This window comes from uncultured Parabacteroides sp. (assembly GCF_947855115.1).
Taxonomy (GTDB): Bacteria; Bacteroidota; Bacteroidia; order Bacteroidales; family Tannerellaceae; genus Parabacteroides.
Window position 1 is genome coordinate 148,156 of record NZ_CANTZW010000005.1, and the last position, 15,796, is coordinate 163,951.

General features: G+C 48.2%; 20 protein-coding genes and 1 pseudogene. 1 reads left to right on the plus strand and 20 read right to left on the minus strand.

Translation table 11 applies throughout. From position 1 onward, the window contains the following. Positions 1 to 39 precede the first annotated feature (39 nt). Positions 40 to 546 carry a flavin reductase family protein gene (locus tag Q0110_RS05720; RefSeq protein ID WP_297903978.1) on the plus strand — a complete coding sequence of 169 codons (507 nt, stop codon included), beginning with the start codon at positions 40 to 42 and terminating at the stop codon, positions 544 to 546. 130 nt (positions 547 to 676) lie between these two features. On the opposite strand, the gene Q0110_RS05725 is transcribed toward Q0110_RS05720, so the two are convergent. From Q0110_RS05725 to Q0110_RS05820, 20 genes and pseudogenes are all read right to left on the minus strand, one after another. Continuing rightward, on the minus strand, positions 677 to 1,405 hold the full coding sequence (locus tag Q0110_RS05725; RefSeq protein ID WP_297903983.1) for a helix-hairpin-helix domain-containing protein: 729 nt from the start codon (positions 1,403 to 1,405) through the stop codon (positions 677 to 679). Between the two features lie 77 nt (positions 1,406 to 1,482). Continuing rightward, complete coding sequence (locus Q0110_RS05730) at positions 1,483 to 2,847, minus strand: sodium-dependent transporter (protein ID WP_297903986.1); 1,365 nt, start codon at positions 2,845 to 2,847, stop codon at positions 1,483 to 1,485. Positions 2,848 to 2,892: 45 nt separating this feature from the next. Next, the gene (locus Q0110_RS05735) at positions 2,893 to 3,546 is read right to left on the minus strand and encodes an ABC transporter ATP-binding protein (protein ID WP_297903990.1); all 654 of its coding nucleotides are present in this window, start codon (positions 3,544 to 3,546) and stop codon (positions 2,893 to 2,895) included. After that, the gene (locus Q0110_RS05740) at positions 3,543 to 4,259 is read right to left on the minus strand and encodes a tRNA threonylcarbamoyladenosine dehydratase (RefSeq protein WP_297903993.1); all 717 of its coding nucleotides are present in this window, start codon (positions 4,257 to 4,259) and stop codon (positions 3,543 to 3,545) included. Before Q0110_RS05740 ends, Q0110_RS05735 begins: the two co-directional genes overlap by 4 nt. Positions 4,260 to 4,317: 58 nt before the next feature. Further along, positions 4,318 to 4,518 carry a hypothetical protein gene (locus Q0110_RS05745; protein WP_297903995.1) on the minus strand — a complete coding sequence of 67 codons (201 nt, stop codon included), beginning with the start codon at positions 4,516 to 4,518 and terminating at the stop codon, positions 4,318 to 4,320. Positions 4,519 to 4,577: 59 nt separating this feature from the next. Further along, positions 4,578 to 4,835, minus strand: a complete 258-nt coding sequence (locus tag Q0110_RS05750; protein WP_297903998.1) for a hypothetical protein — start codon at positions 4,833 to 4,835, stop codon at positions 4,578 to 4,580. Positions 4,836 to 4,881: 46 nt separating this feature from the next. Continuing rightward, positions 4,882 to 5,112, minus strand: coding sequence for a hypothetical protein (locus Q0110_RS05755; protein WP_297904001.1), 231 nt, complete (start codon positions 5,110 to 5,112; stop codon positions 4,882 to 4,884). After that, the gene (locus tag Q0110_RS05760; RefSeq protein ID WP_297904007.1) at positions 5,093 to 5,563 is read right to left on the minus strand and encodes an N-acetylmuramoyl-L-alanine amidase; all 471 of its coding nucleotides are present in this window, start codon (positions 5,561 to 5,563) and stop codon (positions 5,093 to 5,095) included. The genes Q0110_RS05755 and Q0110_RS05760 overlap by 20 nt, the downstream gene beginning before the upstream one ends. Beyond that, positions 5,560 to 5,994 (minus strand): HU family DNA-binding protein, encoded by a 435-nt coding sequence (locus Q0110_RS05765; RefSeq protein ID WP_297904009.1) that lies wholly within the window; start codon positions 5,992 to 5,994, stop codon positions 5,560 to 5,562. Before Q0110_RS05765 ends, Q0110_RS05760 begins: the two co-directional genes overlap by 4 nt. 116 nt (positions 5,995 to 6,110) lie before the next feature. Further along, positions 6,111 to 6,311 carry a hypothetical protein gene (locus Q0110_RS05770; RefSeq protein WP_297904012.1) on the minus strand — a complete coding sequence of 67 codons (201 nt, stop codon included), beginning with the start codon at positions 6,309 to 6,311 and terminating at the stop codon, positions 6,111 to 6,113. Then, positions 6,310 to 6,657, minus strand: a pseudogene (locus tag Q0110_RS05775) (cysteine peptidase family C39 domain-containing protein); the annotation flags it as partial. The pseudogene Q0110_RS05775 and the gene Q0110_RS05770, both read right to left, overlap by 2 nt. Before the next feature lie 17 nt (positions 6,658 to 6,674). Beyond that, positions 6,675 to 7,838: a 6-bladed beta-propeller gene (locus tag Q0110_RS05780; protein ID WP_297904015.1), complete on the minus strand. Its 1,164-nt coding sequence runs from the start codon at positions 7,836 to 7,838 to the stop codon at positions 6,675 to 6,677. Positions 7,839 to 8,201: 363 nt separating this feature from the next. Further along, positions 8,202 to 8,585, minus strand: a complete 384-nt coding sequence (locus tag Q0110_RS05785; protein ID WP_297904018.1) for a hypothetical protein — start codon at positions 8,583 to 8,585, stop codon at positions 8,202 to 8,204. A 183-nt stretch (positions 8,586 to 8,768) separates the two neighbouring features. Further along, positions 8,769 to 9,443 (minus strand): PepSY-associated TM helix domain-containing protein, encoded by a 675-nt coding sequence (locus tag Q0110_RS05790; protein WP_297904022.1) that lies wholly within the window; start codon positions 9,441 to 9,443, stop codon positions 8,769 to 8,771. Continuing rightward, positions 9,443 to 10,870: a DUF4374 domain-containing protein gene (locus tag Q0110_RS05795; RefSeq protein WP_297904025.1), complete on the minus strand. Its 1,428-nt coding sequence runs from the start codon at positions 10,868 to 10,870 to the stop codon at positions 9,443 to 9,445. Before Q0110_RS05795 ends, Q0110_RS05790 begins: the two co-directional genes overlap by 1 nt. 29 nt (positions 10,871 to 10,899) lie before the next feature. After that, the gene (locus tag Q0110_RS05800) at positions 10,900 to 13,293 is read right to left on the minus strand and encodes a TonB-dependent receptor (protein ID WP_297904028.1); all 2,394 of its coding nucleotides are present in this window, start codon (positions 13,291 to 13,293) and stop codon (positions 10,900 to 10,902) included. A 103-nt stretch (positions 13,294 to 13,396) separates the two neighbouring features. Next, complete coding sequence (locus Q0110_RS05805; RefSeq protein ID WP_297904030.1) at positions 13,397 to 13,879, minus strand: hypothetical protein; 483 nt, start codon at positions 13,877 to 13,879, stop codon at positions 13,397 to 13,399. Between the two features lie 275 nt (positions 13,880 to 14,154). Continuing rightward, on the minus strand, positions 14,155 to 14,382 hold the full coding sequence (locus Q0110_RS05810) for a DUF4248 domain-containing protein (protein WP_297904033.1): 228 nt from the start codon (positions 14,380 to 14,382) through the stop codon (positions 14,155 to 14,157). Continuing rightward, a complete protein-coding gene (locus Q0110_RS05815; RefSeq protein WP_297904036.1) occupies positions 14,369 to 14,893 on the minus strand; it encodes a DUF6633 family protein in 525 nt (174 codons plus the stop codon). Before Q0110_RS05815 ends, Q0110_RS05810 begins: the two co-directional genes overlap by 14 nt. Further along, positions 14,886 to 15,509, minus strand: coding sequence for a DUF4373 domain-containing protein (locus Q0110_RS05820; protein ID WP_297904039.1), 624 nt, complete (start codon positions 15,507 to 15,509; stop codon positions 14,886 to 14,888). Before Q0110_RS05820 ends, Q0110_RS05815 begins: the two co-directional genes overlap by 8 nt. Positions 15,510 to 15,796: the final 287 nt, after the last annotated feature.

Genomic DNA, 15,796 nt, shown 5'->3' on the forward strand with positions numbered 1-15,796 from the left:
AGGAATATTTTCTATCTTTGAGGGAAAATAGAATGAGATATGAAAGCGATTAATCCGAATGAGATCAAAGACAACTTTATCGAGTTGATTGGTAAGGAGTGGATGCTGGTGAGCGCCGGCGACAAGGAGAAGTTTAATATGATGACTGCCAGTTGGGGCGGAGCGGGAGTGTTGTGGAACCGTCCGGTGGTGTTTGCCTTTGTCCGTCCGGAGCGTTATACCCGCGAATTCATCGACGCGAGGAATGAGTTTACGCTTACTTTCCTGAAACCGGAATACCGGAAAGCCCATAGCGTTTGCGGCTCTAAATCCGGCCGGGAGATCGACAAGGTGGCCGCTACGGGGCTGACCCCGTTTTTCACGGAGGCCGGTAACCCGGCGTTCGAGGAGGCTCGCCTTACGCTGGAGTGCAGGGTGGTATATCGGTCCGAGATCGAGGAAGCCAAGTTTTTAGATCCCGGCGTTTTCCCTCGTTGGTATGATGAGAAGAATGGCAACGCGCATATCGTTTATGTTGGCGAGATCGTAAATGCTTGGGTGGAGTGATATCACCCAAGTAACTTTTGGGGCATTTTCTCACCTCCGTTCTCTTCGGTGGCCAGGTCGGGGGTGAGTAATTTTATTTGCTTCAGACAGAAGCTACAGGATATGTTTTGCTACAAACGTGGTGAAAATATCAACGGAATGAAAGATAATGGCGCAGTCGTCGCTGTTCGTGTTCCGGGAATTCTTCCAATAGGGATAAGTCATCCCAACCTCGTAATTTCCCTTTTCTACGGATCGTTTTCTCGATGATCTTGGCCTGTTTATAGCTGACATAAGGGTGACAGGCTAGTTCTTTAGCTGACAATTGGTTGACAAATAACTGACTGATGGCTGACAGGTCTGCGGAAAACCACGATTTCATCGCAGTATAACGTTCCTCGTCGATACCATATACTTCTCCCAACTGCTCTACGCTATAAAAGCCTCCTAGCAAGTCTCTGTATTTGATGATCCGCTTGGCGAATACGCTACCGATCCCCGGAACTTTCTTGAGAGCGGTGGTATCGGCCGAGTTTAATTCTACAATCGTTCCTTGCGGCCATTTTTCTGTCTTAGGATAAATGGGGAGACCGGGCTTTGATTCCTTTCGGATGCGTCTGGATTTTCGGACGGAAGGGATTGGAGTTTTATTCGGAAAGGATTCGTCTTCTTTACGGATGGGATCTGGAGATGTCTTATCCGAATGGATGCCTGGGAGATCTTGTTCGGTCCCGGTGATTGCCGGTGAAATCGCTTGAGGCCGGGAACGGTAAGTATCCGTAAAGATAACCATGATCCATGCCATCGCTATTAAAGAAAGAAACAGGATGAGAGCTTGTCTTTCCCCCTTGGAGAAATAAAATAAATCGCGCCATTTCATAGTCGTATGTTTTGATTCGTGGAACTTCCACCGGCAAAGGTAGAAGTTCCGTTTCTATTTACGGGAAATCATCGGCATTATTTGCCGGTAATCCATTTCAAGATCCCCAACTCGTTCAGGAATACGATACCGATGGCGACAGGGGCCACATATCTCATAAAGAATACATAGGCGCCGAAAAGACGGAATTTAAGAGTTCCCTCGTTGGTCAGCTCGGCTTTCAACACTTTTTTATCAATACGTGTACCAATGAAAATACAGGTAAGCATACCTCCGAGCGGTAACATGATCTTGGCGGTCAGATAATCCAGCGCGTCGAAGAAGGCCAACCCTCCAATCGTGAACCCTTTCATCACACCGAACGAGAGAGAGCTGAAGATACCTAGGGTAAATACGCCTAAGGAAACAAGCCAGGCCGCTTTCTTACGCGTCATGTGAAATTCCTCAAGGACATAGGCCGTCACTACCTCATGCAAGGAGATCGTGGAGGTCAATGCGGCCATCGCCAGCAAGATATAGAAAATGAACGACCACAAGTTACTCAGCGGTAATTGCCCGAATACGTTCGGCAACGTGATAAATACGAGTTCCGCGCCTGCGGAAGGAGCGATGCCGAAGCTGAATACCGCCGGGAAAATCATGATACCGGCTAATACGGCGACGAGCGTGTTGATGATCGTCACCTGCCAGGCGGTGGCTTGCATATTGGTGTCTTTCCCGAAGTAGGAGGAGTAGGTGATAAGGCAGCCCATACCCAGGCTCAAGGAGAAGAAAGCTTGTCCGAGCGCGCTCAAGACCACCGAGGAGGTCAACTTGCTAAAGTCCGGCTTGAAAAGGAAAACCAATCCGGCCTCGGCGTTCGGCAAGGTCACGGAGCGTACGCACATCACCAGCAAGATCAGGAACAAGAGTGGCATCATGATCTTGGAGGCCCGCTCGATACCTTTCTCTACCCCCGAGACAATCACGAAATGAGTCAGCCCGATAAAAACGCCCATCCAGAAGATCGGGCGAAAGATATTGGAAGCGAAATCGTGGAAATCGGCCGTATAATCTACGTCCGGCTGTCCGTACAAACGGCCATTTAATGTTTGCCAGACGTATTCGAGCGTCCATCCGGAGACGACCGAGTAATAACTTAAGATCAAAAACGCGGCCAGGATACCGTTATATCCGATCCAGCACCATTTTGTGCCGGGGGCCATTTTCTTGAAAGAACCTACCGTGTTGCTGCGGGAATGCCGTCCGATGAAAAACTCGGTTATCATTACCGGGATGCCTAGGAATATCATGAAAAGTATGTAAATCAGTAGGAATGCGGCGCCTCCGTTCGCTCCCAGCATATAGGGAAAGCGCCAGACGCTTCCCAGCCCGACGGCGCATCCTACGGTAGCGAGTACTACGCCCAATTTACTACCGAATGTGACTCTGTTGTCTGCCATTTTATGGATTTATAAGTTATAATTTTAATTCTCAACTGTCTGCTGTCAACTCTCAACCCGTCCGTCCTTGATATGGATCACCCGGTCTGTGTTCGTAGCCAATTGCTCATCGTGCGTCACGATTACGAACGTCTGGTTCATCTGGTCTCGCAATTCGAAAAAGAGCGCGTGCAACTCTTCCTTATTCTTGGTATCGAGGCTACCTGAAGGCTCGTCGGCTAAGATAACCGCCGGGTTATTGATAAGCGCGCGGGCTACCGCCACCCGTTGCTTCTCCCCGCCGGATAGCTCGGCAGGCTTATGCGTCATGCGGTCGGAAAGCTTTAGGAAATCCAGCATCTCTTTCGCTCTCTTCTCGGCTACGGCAGATTTCTCCTTGGCGATCAATGCCGGGATCATTACGTTCTCCAATGCGGTGAACTCCGGTAATAATTGATGGAATTGAAAAACAAAACCGATGTTTTTATTGCGGAAGGCCGCCAGTTCCTTGTCTCCCAACCGCCTGGTATCCGTGCCGTTGATAACCAGCCGCCCGCTATCCGGAGCGTCGAGTGTGCCGATGATTTGCAGTAAGGTTGTCTTACCTGCTCCACTGGGTCCGACGATAGCGACCACTTCGCCTTTATTGATCGTGAGATCAATGCCTTTCAATACCTGTAAAGTACCGAAACTCTTTGTTATTCCTTCGGTTTGTATCATATTAAGCTTCTTATGACGTGCGATGCAAGGAAGCAGCCAAACGTGGCCGGCATATAAGACACCGTTCCTGTGGTCGTACGTTTACATTGTTCGTTCTCTACTTCGATCACAGCGTCCGGATCGGCGAATTCCGTGGAAAACACGACCGGAATCCCTTTATTCACCCCCATCGCCCGCAACCGTTTGCGTACGGCCTTGGCCAAGGCGCAATTCAATGTCTTGGAGAGATCCGCTATCCGTACTAAAGACGGATCGACCTTAGCGCCCGCCCCCATAGAGGAGACGATAGGGATCTTATGGGTATAAGCTTGGTATATCAGGAATACCTTGGGGCTGAGGGAGTCGATGGCATCTACCACATAATCGAAAGGCGCGGATAAGAGGACTTCCTCGGTACGTTCGTCTCTCAGGAACTCGTTCAGCACGGTCAGTTGTAGTTGGGGATTGATATCGAGCAATCGTTTCGCCACGACCTCTACCTTCGGCATGCCCAAGGTGGAATGAAGCGCGGGCAGTTGCCGGTTGATGTTACTCTCGTTTACCATATCAGCGTCTACAAGGGTCATTTTACCGACCCCGGCCCTGCAGATTTGCTCGGCGGCATATGCGCCCACACCTCCTAGGCCGACTACCAATACATGGCTGCGGGATAAGCGTTCCATACGTTCCGCTCCAAACAAAAGTTCCGTCCGTGTATTCCAATTGTAACTCATTTATATATTTTTGAGCACAAAAGTAATAAATCGTTCCGGTTCCTCCAATACTTGCTTTTTATTCGAAAGATTTGTGGGGTGCTGCATTTGCGTTGCGGTGGGTGAACTTTCCCGAACGCCCCGCCGAAAGCGATAATCCCCAGGAAATAGAAACCTGTTTCTGCCTCAGCAATTCCTTGTAATTTTGTACCGTTCCCACCTTCTCGTCTTCCTTTAACTCTACTTTCGGGAATTTGACATAAAAGATCACCAATAGCATGGTGACAAAAACAATCGTGAAGATAAAATAGAGCGAGCTCTAAGGCAAACTCTCCGGCATTATCCCTTTGAGGAAGCGGGAGAGGAAGTCGTTTGCCGGCTCTGCTCCTCGATTTTCTTTCTCAAGTTATCGAGAGATATGTTGGGCTGTAAAGAATGGCTGAACGAGACTTCTGCGTCCCAATAACTTTTTAGCAACCTGAATTCTTTCTTGTTTTTCTCGTCTGCGTTCAGCCATTCGCTCAGCGAAAGAAAATCATCCGAAGAGCTGTTACCGCTTAATATCCTTGTGATAATATGATCTATGTTATTCTCCATTTTAAGTTGTTTCTATAATAATAGTCGCAACGAAATCCGAAATCCCTTAGTGAGGATATGTATTTTTTTTGTATTTATATTTATAATCCACCCCGAACAAGGCCCCGGCGAAAGTCGAGACCTCGCCAAAGCCGATTAATACGGAATTATGGATCTCGCCGGTAGGGTTACACCAGAATCCCATGAACAATAGCGTGATTCCTGCCAAACATAATACCGTGGCCATCATTAGCTGTATATTCATTACCTTTTGATGCTTATCTCTTTCGTTGTCCATACGCGAGCTCTTTGTATTCGGGTATCGCGTCGAACGATGGACATTGCTTGCTCCATTCATCCGGCGAGATAACCCCGTCTCCATTCAAATCCTCCGATAAATCCCTGTGGCCGCATACCCGTGAGTCGGGAAAGCGCGTTAAGAGATGTTGGATTAAGCGTATCAGCGAGGTCTTCTGCGCTTCGGTACGGGTATCCTGCGCCTGTCCGGAGGCATCCAGCCCACCCTCGTAGCAAATCCCGATGCTATGCTTGTTGTATCCTCTCACATGAGCGGGAATTTGCTCCAGCGGGCGCAAGTCCACTATTTCTCCCGATTTGCGGATGTAGAAGTTGTAACCGGCACGGAGGAATCCCCGTGCCTTATGGTCACTCTCCAATCGCTCCGGGCTATAATCCGTGTTCTCACGGGTCGCCGAGCAATGAATCACGATCAGGTTGATCATTCTCATACCTCGTCCGGGCTTTCGCTGCTAGAGCCCTCATCTTTTTTCGCTACCTCCAGAGGCTCAAAACTCACCTCTTTGCGAGTAGTCCTCAAGGCCGAGCCTGGAAAGAAGATAATGCGTGCCCCCTTTATCTTGGTAGCGTCGAAGTCCTCGGGCGTATCCGTCCCCGCAGAGTTGATAGACATGCGGAAGTTGCCAAGTTCCCCCAATTGCACCACGTTGCCGGAAGAAAGTTCCAAGTCCATCGCCCAATTCAATGAGTCGAGCACCGCTTTCACGTCTGCCGATGAAAGCGTGGAGCGAGAGCAAATAAGTTTACACAACTTGTTGAGGTCCGAGGTGCCCGACGTTTTCGCAATCGCGTAATTCTTTACTGAGTCTTTCTCTGCGCCGTTCAATACCTTACGCTTTACTACTTTAAATTTCACTGCCATAATTTTAATTTTTAAAAGGTTTATTACTAATGACAATGCAAAGATAGACCCTCTGAAAAACGGGAATCGGCGAGTGTCGGTGAGTGTCGGTTTGTGTATGTTGTTGTCGGTTAGTTTTAAAATCCTTCCTTTACGATCCGTTTGACCGGGAGGAAGAACCGTTCGATCAGGTGTAATTCCTCTGTTACGATCCCCGCTACCGGAGCGATGAGGCAATAACGCAACCTCCACTCGTTCATGTTGTTCAGCGATTGTTCACGGACGATCTCGTTGTAGTAAACCTTATGCAATGCGATCTGCCCCCGTATGGAAGCCATTTATATATCGGAAAAAGAATCCGAGGTTACGTTTCCTGTCTCTCTCCTCGTCCTCCATTCCGTAGAACTCCGGCCTCGGTTCCAGCAAGAGCGCCGTCCCGGTATCCTGTCCGTCCACCTTGGTACTGACCCAGCACCGCTTGAACTCCTCCGGAGTGTAGGTGATGAGTCCCGCCGCCGGATCGCTGATACCGAGCATGGAGACTCCTTCCCGGGTGATGAAGGCTTTCTCCCGTAGGTTCTGCACGGAATAAGTGTGCCCGTAATGCTTGGCGATCATGCGGAGGTAAGTGGGGCCGCAGTCCATTGCGTCTAGTTGGCGATATGTAGGGAAGTTTTTTTTCACGACATTGCGATATTTTTTTACTTTTTAGATTTCACCAACATTACCACCCGATTGTCATCCTCTTCCAATGTCGCGGCCACTTCTTTTAGTTTGCCTTTCAACTTTCCCTTTTGATAGTCCCGGCAAAGATCGAAAGCGTTCAGGGTAGCCCATGATTCACCTTGGGCATTGATAGGGGTCAGCATAACCATATAGAATTCATTTTTATAAGTATAATCGCCATTGTATATGATATATCTGGAAAACTCCTTTTCTTGGGTATCATACACAAAGTAGGTTTTTGGGAATCCTTCTTCTTTCCTGAAATCATATACGTTTTTTATACCTTCCATGAAATAATAGCGATTGGATATCAACTTCGGGATCAAGAACACTTCCGGATCCATGGTATGGATAGGTGGTGTTCGCGCGATAAACGGTCGTAAACTGCAATCGGGCATCAATGTGTAGATCGTATCCGACGAGGGTTCTAATAGAATCCAATTACCATTAAACGGAGTGATTCTGCTGTAAGATCCCGGTCCGGCACATCTTGTACTATTTTCCATCCGTAAGACTTGAAAAAAGTACTTCTTCTCTTTAAAGGAAGGTCTTATTTCCTTGGTTATGCTTCCGTCTTGCTTCGATACGAGCAGGAAGGGTATCTCGGCATTGATTTCATCGTAACAAATCAAGTTTTCTTTGTCATAATTAAATATTTGTCCATAATACTGGGAATCTCCTTCTGTTTTCTGTTTAAAACTGCGTTTAAAATTTCCCTCTAAATCATAAACCTTTATTTTTTTTGCATAGTGATCATTTATAAATATTTCATTGTTTTCTTCATCCAATGTAATACTTAGAATAAAAGTATATTCTTCTCCTCCTTGTCCTTTACGGTTTATCTTACGGATGGCCTTTCCGCTCCGGTCATATACGAATATATTTCCATCATTATTATAATTTGCCACTATTATGTATTTTTTACCAACCGCTTGTACATATCCCTGATTAATAAACTCATCGTTTGTTTCCAGCGGAATATACTCCACATCCATGAAGTCTTGCAGGACCAGTTCTTTTTTGCTTGAATAACTTTCATTTACATCCACGGTTATAAACTCATCAGTCGATGAATGACCGCCTCTGCACCCTGTCATTGCAAACAGGGTGGTTATTCCTATAAAAATGAATGTTTTCATAACGCTGTTTTTATTCGTATTGAAGCTTTGATTTTGTGCAGATAAAGATATGGAAAAAACAATAGGAAAATGAACAAATATTGAACAGTGCTTAATCGATGTAAGAAGATTTGTTCATTTTTTGTTCATTTTCATGGCTGATTATATGTATTGTGCTATAATTCAGATATATGTTTATCTAGACTTTTGGCATTTCCTTCTTGGCCGGTTAACTTCTTATATAATCTTTTTCGATACACGGAGGCATTTTCCAGATTGAGTAGGATTGCGATCGCACCGGGCTTTACTCCTATTTTGATCAGGTAGCAGATCTTTTTCTCGGATTCGTTTAAGGACGCAGACTTTTGTAAACCTATTGTGAAGTTAGGGAAACACGCTTCTACCGCAACGAAAAGCTTGTTCCAATCGTCGTTTGTTGGAGTCCAAGACCAGCAAGGCATGATCCTCTATATCTTCTTCCTCCCTTAAAGCCTTCAGGTAATATTCCTGCGCTTGCAAAGGCTTGTCCAAGTCCTGATTGATCCTCCCCCGGTAATACCAAGCTTTCGCCTTGCGTGCCGGATCGTCCGTCTTCTCGTAATAATCCGTGGCGATGGCGATCAGGGAGTCGGTAGTATGCGTGGCGTATGTCTTGTCTTTCGCTTCCGTCAGCAGCAAATAATAATGTGCTTTCTCTTTCCGGGACAAGGACTCAGGGTTCTTTATCTGTTCCAGGAATGCCAAGGCGCTATCCGGATGCTGGGGCATTAATCGCTCTACCTTCCGGAAGATTGAAGGGGGATGGTTGGGCCTATCACAGGAAATAAGCCTCCAGCGTGGATAGCGGTAAGCTTTTCCCGAGGCGGCGCGGGCAAATAAAAAAGTGCCCCGATCGTACTTCTTCCGGAGAAAAAGTAAGATCGGGGTACTTTTAGAAATATCTAGGTTCTGTTATTTCTTCTTCCACCAGAGATAATAACCGCTCAATGGTAGGATCGCTCCGATCAAGGAAACGATGAAATAAAGAATTTGCGTCCATACGCCACCCCACGTGCCGACGTGCAAGGAATAAAGGAAAGGTTTGATCTCCTTTTGCGGCATATAGTCGAAAATAGAATATAAGATATTATGCATCCAACGGAACGACTGATTCAAGCCCGTAATGGCAATGATCAGGAAAAGGATCGTGCAATACAACCCCAGCGCTACGTGACTGTCGTACCAGAAACGTCGCCAACCTTTCGTACAATTGATAGACAGACGATTCTTGAGAGCTTTTCTCGTACGGGGCCACCAAAGCACCACGCCGCTTATCGTGATCGCGACCATGACAAGGGTGAGCGATCCTACCGCCATTTTCCCGGCGGTCATCTGCCCTTTCTTGGGAGGCGGGTCCAGGAACCAGCGATGCAAAGCCCGTGTTGTCTGGAAAAATTGCATGCCCGTCAGTTCCCGCCGTGCCGGATCGTTCTTACGAAGAGAAGCGACCTCTACTTGAGGATTAAGCCATTGTAATACATCTTTTTCAAATACAAGAATAGCCCCGCTTAAGCAGATAACCGTGATGAAGATCCCGGTTGGTATAGAGAGCCACAGATGAATTTGATGAAAGAACTTTCTCTTCATTATTCTTGCTTCAAATAACTGATACCTTGGATAGCTTCCGTGTTAACCTCCAATCCGCGAGTAGCGGTTCCATCTGTCGTAATCGTGTAGATAGCCGGTTTGGAGCCATCAACGGATTGTACCTCGAAGGAAATCGTGTGATTGTCCGTATCTACGGCATAAGCCAATGCTATGTCGCTGATGTTGGCGGGTTCCGGCATGCCTTTTACTTCCGTGTAGCTCTGGGTAGCGACATCAAAGATACCGAATTTCTTATGAGAGCCTTCCGTTACGCCGGCGGCCCCTGCCTCGGTAAACAATTGCAAGCAGAACTTATTGTCGCCTAGGTAGAAAGACTTCCACATATAATGGCCTGTCACCTCGGTCAGGTTCACGTAATAATCCTCGTCGATACCGACCGGCATTCCATTCTGGATGTTAGAGCCGCTGATACGTAATACAGCCGATGGAACTTCCGGGGCATCCTTGCCGTAGTTCTTCACGGCACTCTGGCAGAAGAGGTAAATCTTGTCGTCTACTACCTCGATGCCTGATTCCGTACGCGAGCGCAAGTTACCTTTTATCTGTCCGGCTTCCTTGCCCGGGAAATCGGCGCTCTTGCGTACGATCGTACTCTGGTACTTCAAGTATTCCTTGTCCGCGTCCGCCGGGTCGAATTTGTAAACGCCTAAATAAAAGTTGTTGGCCAGATGCGTGCTATAAGTAGCCTTGGCCTTCGTTTTAGCGTCTGCCTCCAAATGCTTCGTGCTGTAAGAGAGCAATACATAATCCCCGTATTGGGCGATATCGCCAACGCCCCAAGTCTCGCCTTCCATCAAGCTGGTAGGCTCTGCGTTCATGTCGTCGCTACATTCGATGATACCATCCACCGTAGCGCCGGTAAAGTCTTCCACGTTGATGAACTTTACACGCTCATAGTGGCGTGTACCATTGTCTGTGGCTTCTGTCTGGTCGGACATGCCGATCAGGTAGTTGTCATAGAAACCGCGGGCTTTCACGTCGCCGTCCAGGGCAACGCCGCTACCATGCTGGGTCAACTTTCCGTCTACCAATTTCCAGGCTAACGTAACATAGTCGGAAGAGGAACCTCCTTGGGAGGGATAGTTCATGCCAACTAATATCTCGTTGTTGTAGTTGATGAAGTCCGGGTTGTTTCCGCTAAAGAAGATGCGGTTGTTGCTGTCGCTCGTGGCATCCAGCGTACCGGCCGATACGCTATCCACTTGTTGCAAGTAAGCGCCGTTGTTCTCTCCTGAGCCACTCATTACGATATAGGCGGAGGTTACCTTCTGCTCCGTATCTGTACCGCCGCCGCCCTCACCGTCTGGAGTAGGGTCCGGATCGTCGCTACATGAGGTTAATACACCACCCGACACACACATAGCAGTGGCTAAAGCCCATGCGTAAAAGTTTGTTTTTTTCTTCATTGTTTTGATTATTGATGATTATTAATGGTTTATTTACTGAAATAATAAGCTATTTTCAACGCGAACGCCCTTCCCGGTTTTTGCATCTTGAAATTATCGTACAACCGCTCGTTAAAGATGTTCGTACATTCGGCCGATACCGTGAACTCCTGCTTTTGCCCGAAATTGTAACTTATGAAGAGGTCGTGAGATAACTGGGAAGGGATCTCCAGTTCCTTGTTGTTGTACGTATTCCACTCGTAGTTGAAACTGTGGATATAAGTAAACATATAATGAATATCCAGCACGGCTTTCCTCATAAAGACATTCTTCAGCGTGATACCCGCCTCTCCGTTTCCGTACATATAAGGGATGGCCGGCATGCGCTCTTTGTAATTCAAGCTCTCTGTTTGAGTACCCGCCTTGTATCGGCTCATGCTTCTCATGTCGATGTAGCTGAAATTACCTCCTACGAAGAGTAGATCCTTGAATGTATAACGGATACCGAAGTCGCCGCCTAGGTTACGTACGCCGCCTTCGTTGCTGGAAGTCGCCCTACCGTTGTCGCTATTGGTCGTGCGGCGGATGTAATCCTTGATCTCGCGGTATTGGAACGCCGCGTCGATCGTCAGCCGGTGATCCAGCATGTCGATCGGGTTCGCCGTTACGCTCAGGTTGATGTTATTACTTTTCTCCGGTTTCAACTCCTCGTTGCCTCGCTCTATGTCGTCGCCCGAACCGAATAGCTCGCGGCTAGTCGGCAACCGAAGCGCGTATTCGTACGAGGCGCGTAGCTGGGCATGGTCTCCGCAGAAATAAGTGGAGGCGAAGCCGCCGCCCCAATAAGATTCCGTGCTGCTGAAATGCTGGTAGTTGCTTCCTCCTTCCGGGTCTAGGTATGCCTCCAGGTGGTTGATATAGTTCTTCACGAAGGCCGATGTATTCCAGATACCGTTGTAATCGTATTTATAGCTCAATCCGGATACGGCCTTTATGCTTTTCTGCGGGTAATCGTAATCCGCCTGGTATTCTGTCTCGTCCTTGCCCGAGCGGGAGAAGGAGGTAAACGTGGAGCTTAACGATACCTGATGGTTTGTCGCTGGGAATAAGGCCGCGCGGAAGTTGGCCGCCGCGTTATTGTCGCGGTAGCGGTACTTTGTGTAAGACAGCTCGCCCTTGCTGTTCTTCGGCTTGCCGCGTTCACCCAGCCAGTTGTAGTTGCAGCTCGCCGTATCGGACGAGTAAGACTTACCGAAGTTGTAATTACCGTTCAGGCGAATGTTCAATCCTTTCAACACGTCAAAGTTCTTCTCATACGTAAACTGCGGCATCAAGGTGTTCGCCGTGGTATAACGCGCGCCGTAAACCCAGTTCATGTTCGAGGCGTTCTGGGTTTGCTTGTACTCGTAGCCTCCGGTGAAACCGAACAATAACCGGTCTGCCCAAGGCTTGTCTACGACGCCTATTTTCAGGATAGCGGCTTCATTATGGTACTGGGCATGGAAGCGGCGCACTGTCGTGTCCTTGTAGATCACGGTGTTGGTGTTGAAATCCGTATAGTGGTCTATGTTTACTTTATAGTCGTTGTCCGAATAATTCTGGTAAGCGTTCAAGGAGACATAGAAACCCTTCTTGGAGGTCCATTCCGCGTAGATGTTTGTCTTGTGGGTATTAAACGAGCCGAACGAGTAGGACGCGTTCACACGCGTACGGCGGCTGTCGTCTGTCACGATATTGATGGCCCCACCCAAGGCGTCTCCTCCCAACTCGATAGGGACGACGCCTTTGTAAACTTCCACGCGTTTAGCCAATCCTGCCGGGATATTGTTCAGCCCGAAAGCGGAACTCATGCCGTCCATCGGGACTCCGTCTATAAACACCTTTACGTGCCGGCCGGAAAAACCGTTTAGCGTTACGTTCGCCTCCGAGCCTACTCCTCCCGTGGAGCGTATCTTCACGCCGCTGATCTTGTCGATAACGTTCGCCAGGTCCATCGTGGTGGTCTTCAGCTTATCCGTTTCCAGCGCTTGTACATTATATGCCAAGCGGACAACCCGCTCTTTTTCCGTATATCCCCGTACCACTATGTCATTTAGCGACACGGAGCTTTCCTCTAGCTCGAACTTTAAGAATTCTTTCCCGTCCCGGATGGAGATGACCTTGCTGACCGGGGTGTATCCCAGGAAGTTCACTACCGCCAGGAATTTCCCCCGTTGCTTCAATTTCAACTGGAACTCACCTTCGTTATCTGTCACGCTACCCGTCACCAGCGCGCTATCCTTCAAGGTACGGATCTCGATGGAGGCGAACTCTAATCCTTCGCCTGTTGTTTTATCCGATACTTTTCCTTTGATGAATTCTGTCTGCTGGGCATATACAAAAGATAAAGGGGTGAAAATATAGATTATAAGAATAAATATAAAGTATATTCTAAATGTATTCATCTTTTGGTTTTTTTAATTTTTTTTGATTTTACGCCGCGAAATTATAAGCCGTAGTGAAGAATGGCAATCACTGAATGTAGGTATTCGTGATGTCCGTTATCGCTTAAAATAGCTTTTTGTAGGTATTGCGGGAAAATGGATATTTGATAACCGCTATAATGGCGAGAATGAGCGCCGTCCATAACCACCAAGGGGTTGGATACCTTTTTAGTTCTATGCTTTGCCGTGTGGCGTATGTGGCTTCGCCGGTTTGCGTGGATTGCCGGTCGCTGGATATCAGGATGGTATCCGCGGTCGATCGCAGGGATTGTTCTCGCAGGGTGGTGGTGGTCACGGATAGGGGGTATTGCCGTCCGAGGCTGTCGGGGGTGGAGAAGGTTACTTGGCGCAGGGTGGCCGAGAGTTGGCCCCGGTCGCTGGACCCGGCCTTGCGGAAGATATGGTCGGTACGGATTGCCGAGACGGAATCCTTCTCGTGTTTCGATACCTCTTGCTTGCGATTCCGTGAGATCGAGCAAGACGGCAGGGATAAGACGTGTATCGCCAACCCGATGCATACAAATTTGTTTACGCTTCTTTTTTTCATGTCGTTTCATTTAAAGTGATTGATAATTAATGCCGAGACAAAGGTAGGCCGCCGGGAAATAGGGCAGTCGGCCAGTGTCGGTCAGTGTCGGGATATGTACCCGAAAAAAAGGTGTACGTGTTTTTCCGGATTCACGTACATGTTTTGGGAAATTTACGTACGTGTTTTTTTGAGAACGTTTACGGCCGGAGATTCGCTCGGAAAAAAGAGTTGGATTACGGGAGAATCACCGTCGTGCCGTTAATACTTGAAAATTACTGATCGAGAATTAGGAATTAGAGGTTCCAATTCTCCGGGTCGCCCATATGGTCGACGATGGTTCGTACTTGCAAGGGCGTGTAAAGGCGAAGGCCTTTCCGGTAGCCGTTCGCTTCGAGAGCGGAGAGCAGTTCCGGGTCTCGACGGATGAAACGGGCCAGTTGCGTGGAGGCCGAGGCCGGGAGTACGTTCGGGAAATATAAAAGGGCCAGCTCTTGGTGGCCGTAAACTCTATTCGTGTTCATGCTGTTGTTGTTTTTGTTCTTTTAATTTTAGATACTCTTCATACGTGATACCGCTCGAAGGCGGGGTGGCATCGACCGGGGGAACCGGGTCGGGGCGCTGGTAACGGACGGTCTCCTTCCGGCGCTCGTCCATGAATAGGAGGAGCGAGGAGGTGATCGTAAGGGCATCCACCGATCCGTAGAAGCGGCCATATCGCCCGCATTTCAGGCGGTGGAAGAATAGGAGTACCTCGGAAGCTTTCAGGAACGGGTATTCCGTGAGGATCAGGGTAGACAGCTCTTTCTGGCGGCAGACGGGCATTTTCTCTTTTACCCCGGCAAATAGGTTCACGTTCTCCAGCAAGATGCAGATCCATACGATAGCTACCGGCTCGCCGTAGCCTGCGGATATCGCGGCTAGCGTGGGGGCCGTGCCTGTGTAGGTACGCTCCGGGTGACGGGCGGCGGCGATCTGTAGGTCGGGGGTGAATATCGATAGGAAACCCTGCGCGTCGCCGTAGCGCTTACGCATGTCGGCTAGTGCTTGTGGCGTTGGCTGCCATTTGGAGTAGCTCGGCTCTGCGGCCTGCTTCTCCGTTATCATTTGAGGTCGAATGTTCATTGTTCGCTTGAATTTTTGTTACGATGTTTGTTTTACTTTCTTTTTCTTTTCTTTTTCCTTTTCCTTTTGGGGTGGTTTTTGTCGCGGAAACCGGGGTTTTTGTCGCGGAAACTCCCGTTTCCTTGGCAGAAACCGGGTGTGTTTCGTCTCGTAGCTCCCATTCGGGGGAGATGCGGGATACGTTCCGCTTGCTGATTTCCCGGTAACGGGACTGGATTCCGAGGGAAGTGAGGATTTTTTGTCGATCGAACAGCTCTTGGTTGAATAAGCGGATCTCAACGCAAAATCCGATGATCTTGCGAACCTGCTCTTCTTTCAGGTTTAGCGTAAACCCGATATCGAAACAGAGATCGTCTGTGTACCGGACGTAATATCCCGTGGTTCCATACACTTCGCATAGAATCGCCGTATAAGCGGCGAAACCTTCGCATCCTTGACTTTGGAATAGGCGGCGTATTTTCCGGTTGGACAACATATCGGTGTCTAGCGGGAAATAGCTCAATCCCTTTTTGATTGGTCTTGACATATTTTTGAGGTTTGATAGGGCATTTAGGTTAACTCTCCCATACGAGGGATGAAGAAGTAGGTTTAAGGTTCGGTTAAAAAAACAAACTCGAAAACGAAATTCGACACTCTCTTCCAACTCTATTTGGGCGCGAACTTAATTATTTTAGCCGGATTAAGGCTCCGGGGAAAATATTTTGTAAATTATAATGTACCCGATCCCCCATCGAGAAAAAAAGTTCGAAAAAAGTCGTCGTAATATTTGGATGGTAAAAAAAAAGCCCCTACTTTTGCACCCGCTTTCGAGAG

Excerpts from the sequence above, each read along its gene's own strand:
- Q0110_RS05720 (WP_297903978.1), top strand. The coding sequence starts at position 40 with ATGAAAGCGATTAATCCGAATGAGATCAAAGACAACTTTATCGAGTTG.
- Q0110_RS05780 (WP_297904015.1), bottom strand. The coding sequence starts at position 7,838 with ATGAAAACATTCATTTTTATAGGAATAACCACCCTGTTTGCAATGACA.
- Q0110_RS05820 (WP_297904039.1), bottom strand. The coding sequence starts at position 15,509 with ATGTCAAGACCAATCAAAAAGGGATTGAGCTATTTCCCGCTAGACACC.
- Q0110_RS05755 (WP_297904001.1), bottom strand. The coding sequence starts at position 5,112 with ATGGACAACGAAAGAGATAAGCATCAAAAGGTAATGAATATACAGCTA.
- Q0110_RS05740 (WP_297903993.1), bottom strand. The coding sequence starts at position 4,259 with ATGAGTTACAATTGGAATACACGGACGGAACTTTTGTTTGGAGCGGAA.
- Q0110_RS05735 (WP_297903990.1), bottom strand. The coding sequence starts at position 3,546 with ATGATACAAACCGAAGGAATAACAAAGAGTTTCGGTACTTTACAGGTA.
- Q0110_RS05800 (WP_297904028.1), bottom strand. The coding sequence starts at position 13,293 with ATGAATACATTTAGAATATACTTTATATTTATTCTTATAATCTATATT.
- Q0110_RS05765 (WP_297904009.1), bottom strand. The coding sequence starts at position 5,994 with ATGGCAGTGAAATTTAAAGTAGTAAAGCGTAAGGTATTGAACGGCGCA.
- Q0110_RS05730 (WP_297903986.1), bottom strand. The coding sequence starts at position 2,847 with ATGGCAGACAACAGAGTCACATTCGGTAGTAAATTGGGCGTAGTACTC.
- Q0110_RS05725 (WP_297903983.1), bottom strand. The coding sequence starts at position 1,405 with ATGAAATGGCGCGATTTATTTTATTTCTCCAAGGGGGAAAGACAAGCT.
- Q0110_RS05810 (WP_297904033.1), bottom strand. The coding sequence starts at position 14,382 with ATGAACACGAATAGAGTTTACGGCCACCAAGAGCTGGCCCTTTTATAT.
- Q0110_RS05770 (WP_297904012.1), bottom strand. The coding sequence starts at position 6,311 with ATGGCTTCCATACGGGGGCAGATCGCATTGCATAAGGTTTACTACAAC.
- Q0110_RS05785 (WP_297904018.1), bottom strand. The coding sequence starts at position 8,585 with ATGCCCCAGCATCCGGATAGCGCCTTGGCATTCCTGGAACAGATAAAG.
- Q0110_RS05805 (WP_297904030.1), bottom strand. The coding sequence starts at position 13,879 with ATGAAAAAAAGAAGCGTAAACAAATTTGTATGCATCGGGTTGGCGATA.
- Q0110_RS05745 (WP_297903995.1), bottom strand. The coding sequence starts at position 4,518 with ATGCTATTGGTGATCTTTTATGTCAAATTCCCGAAAGTAGAGTTAAAG.
- Q0110_RS05795 (WP_297904025.1), bottom strand. The coding sequence starts at position 10,870 with ATGAAGAAAAAAACAAACTTTTACGCATGGGCTTTAGCCACTGCTATG.
- Q0110_RS05790 (WP_297904022.1), bottom strand. The coding sequence starts at position 9,443 with ATGAAGAGAAAGTTCTTTCATCAAATTCATCTGTGGCTCTCTATACCA.
- Q0110_RS05760 (WP_297904007.1), bottom strand. The coding sequence starts at position 5,563 with ATGAGAATGATCAACCTGATCGTGATTCATTGCTCGGCGACCCGTGAG.
- Q0110_RS05815 (WP_297904036.1), bottom strand. The coding sequence starts at position 14,893 with ATGCGTAAGCGCTACGGCGACGCGCAGGGTTTCCTATCGATATTCACC.
- Q0110_RS05750 (WP_297903998.1), bottom strand. The coding sequence starts at position 4,835 with ATGGAGAATAACATAGATCATATTATCACAAGGATATTAAGCGGTAAC.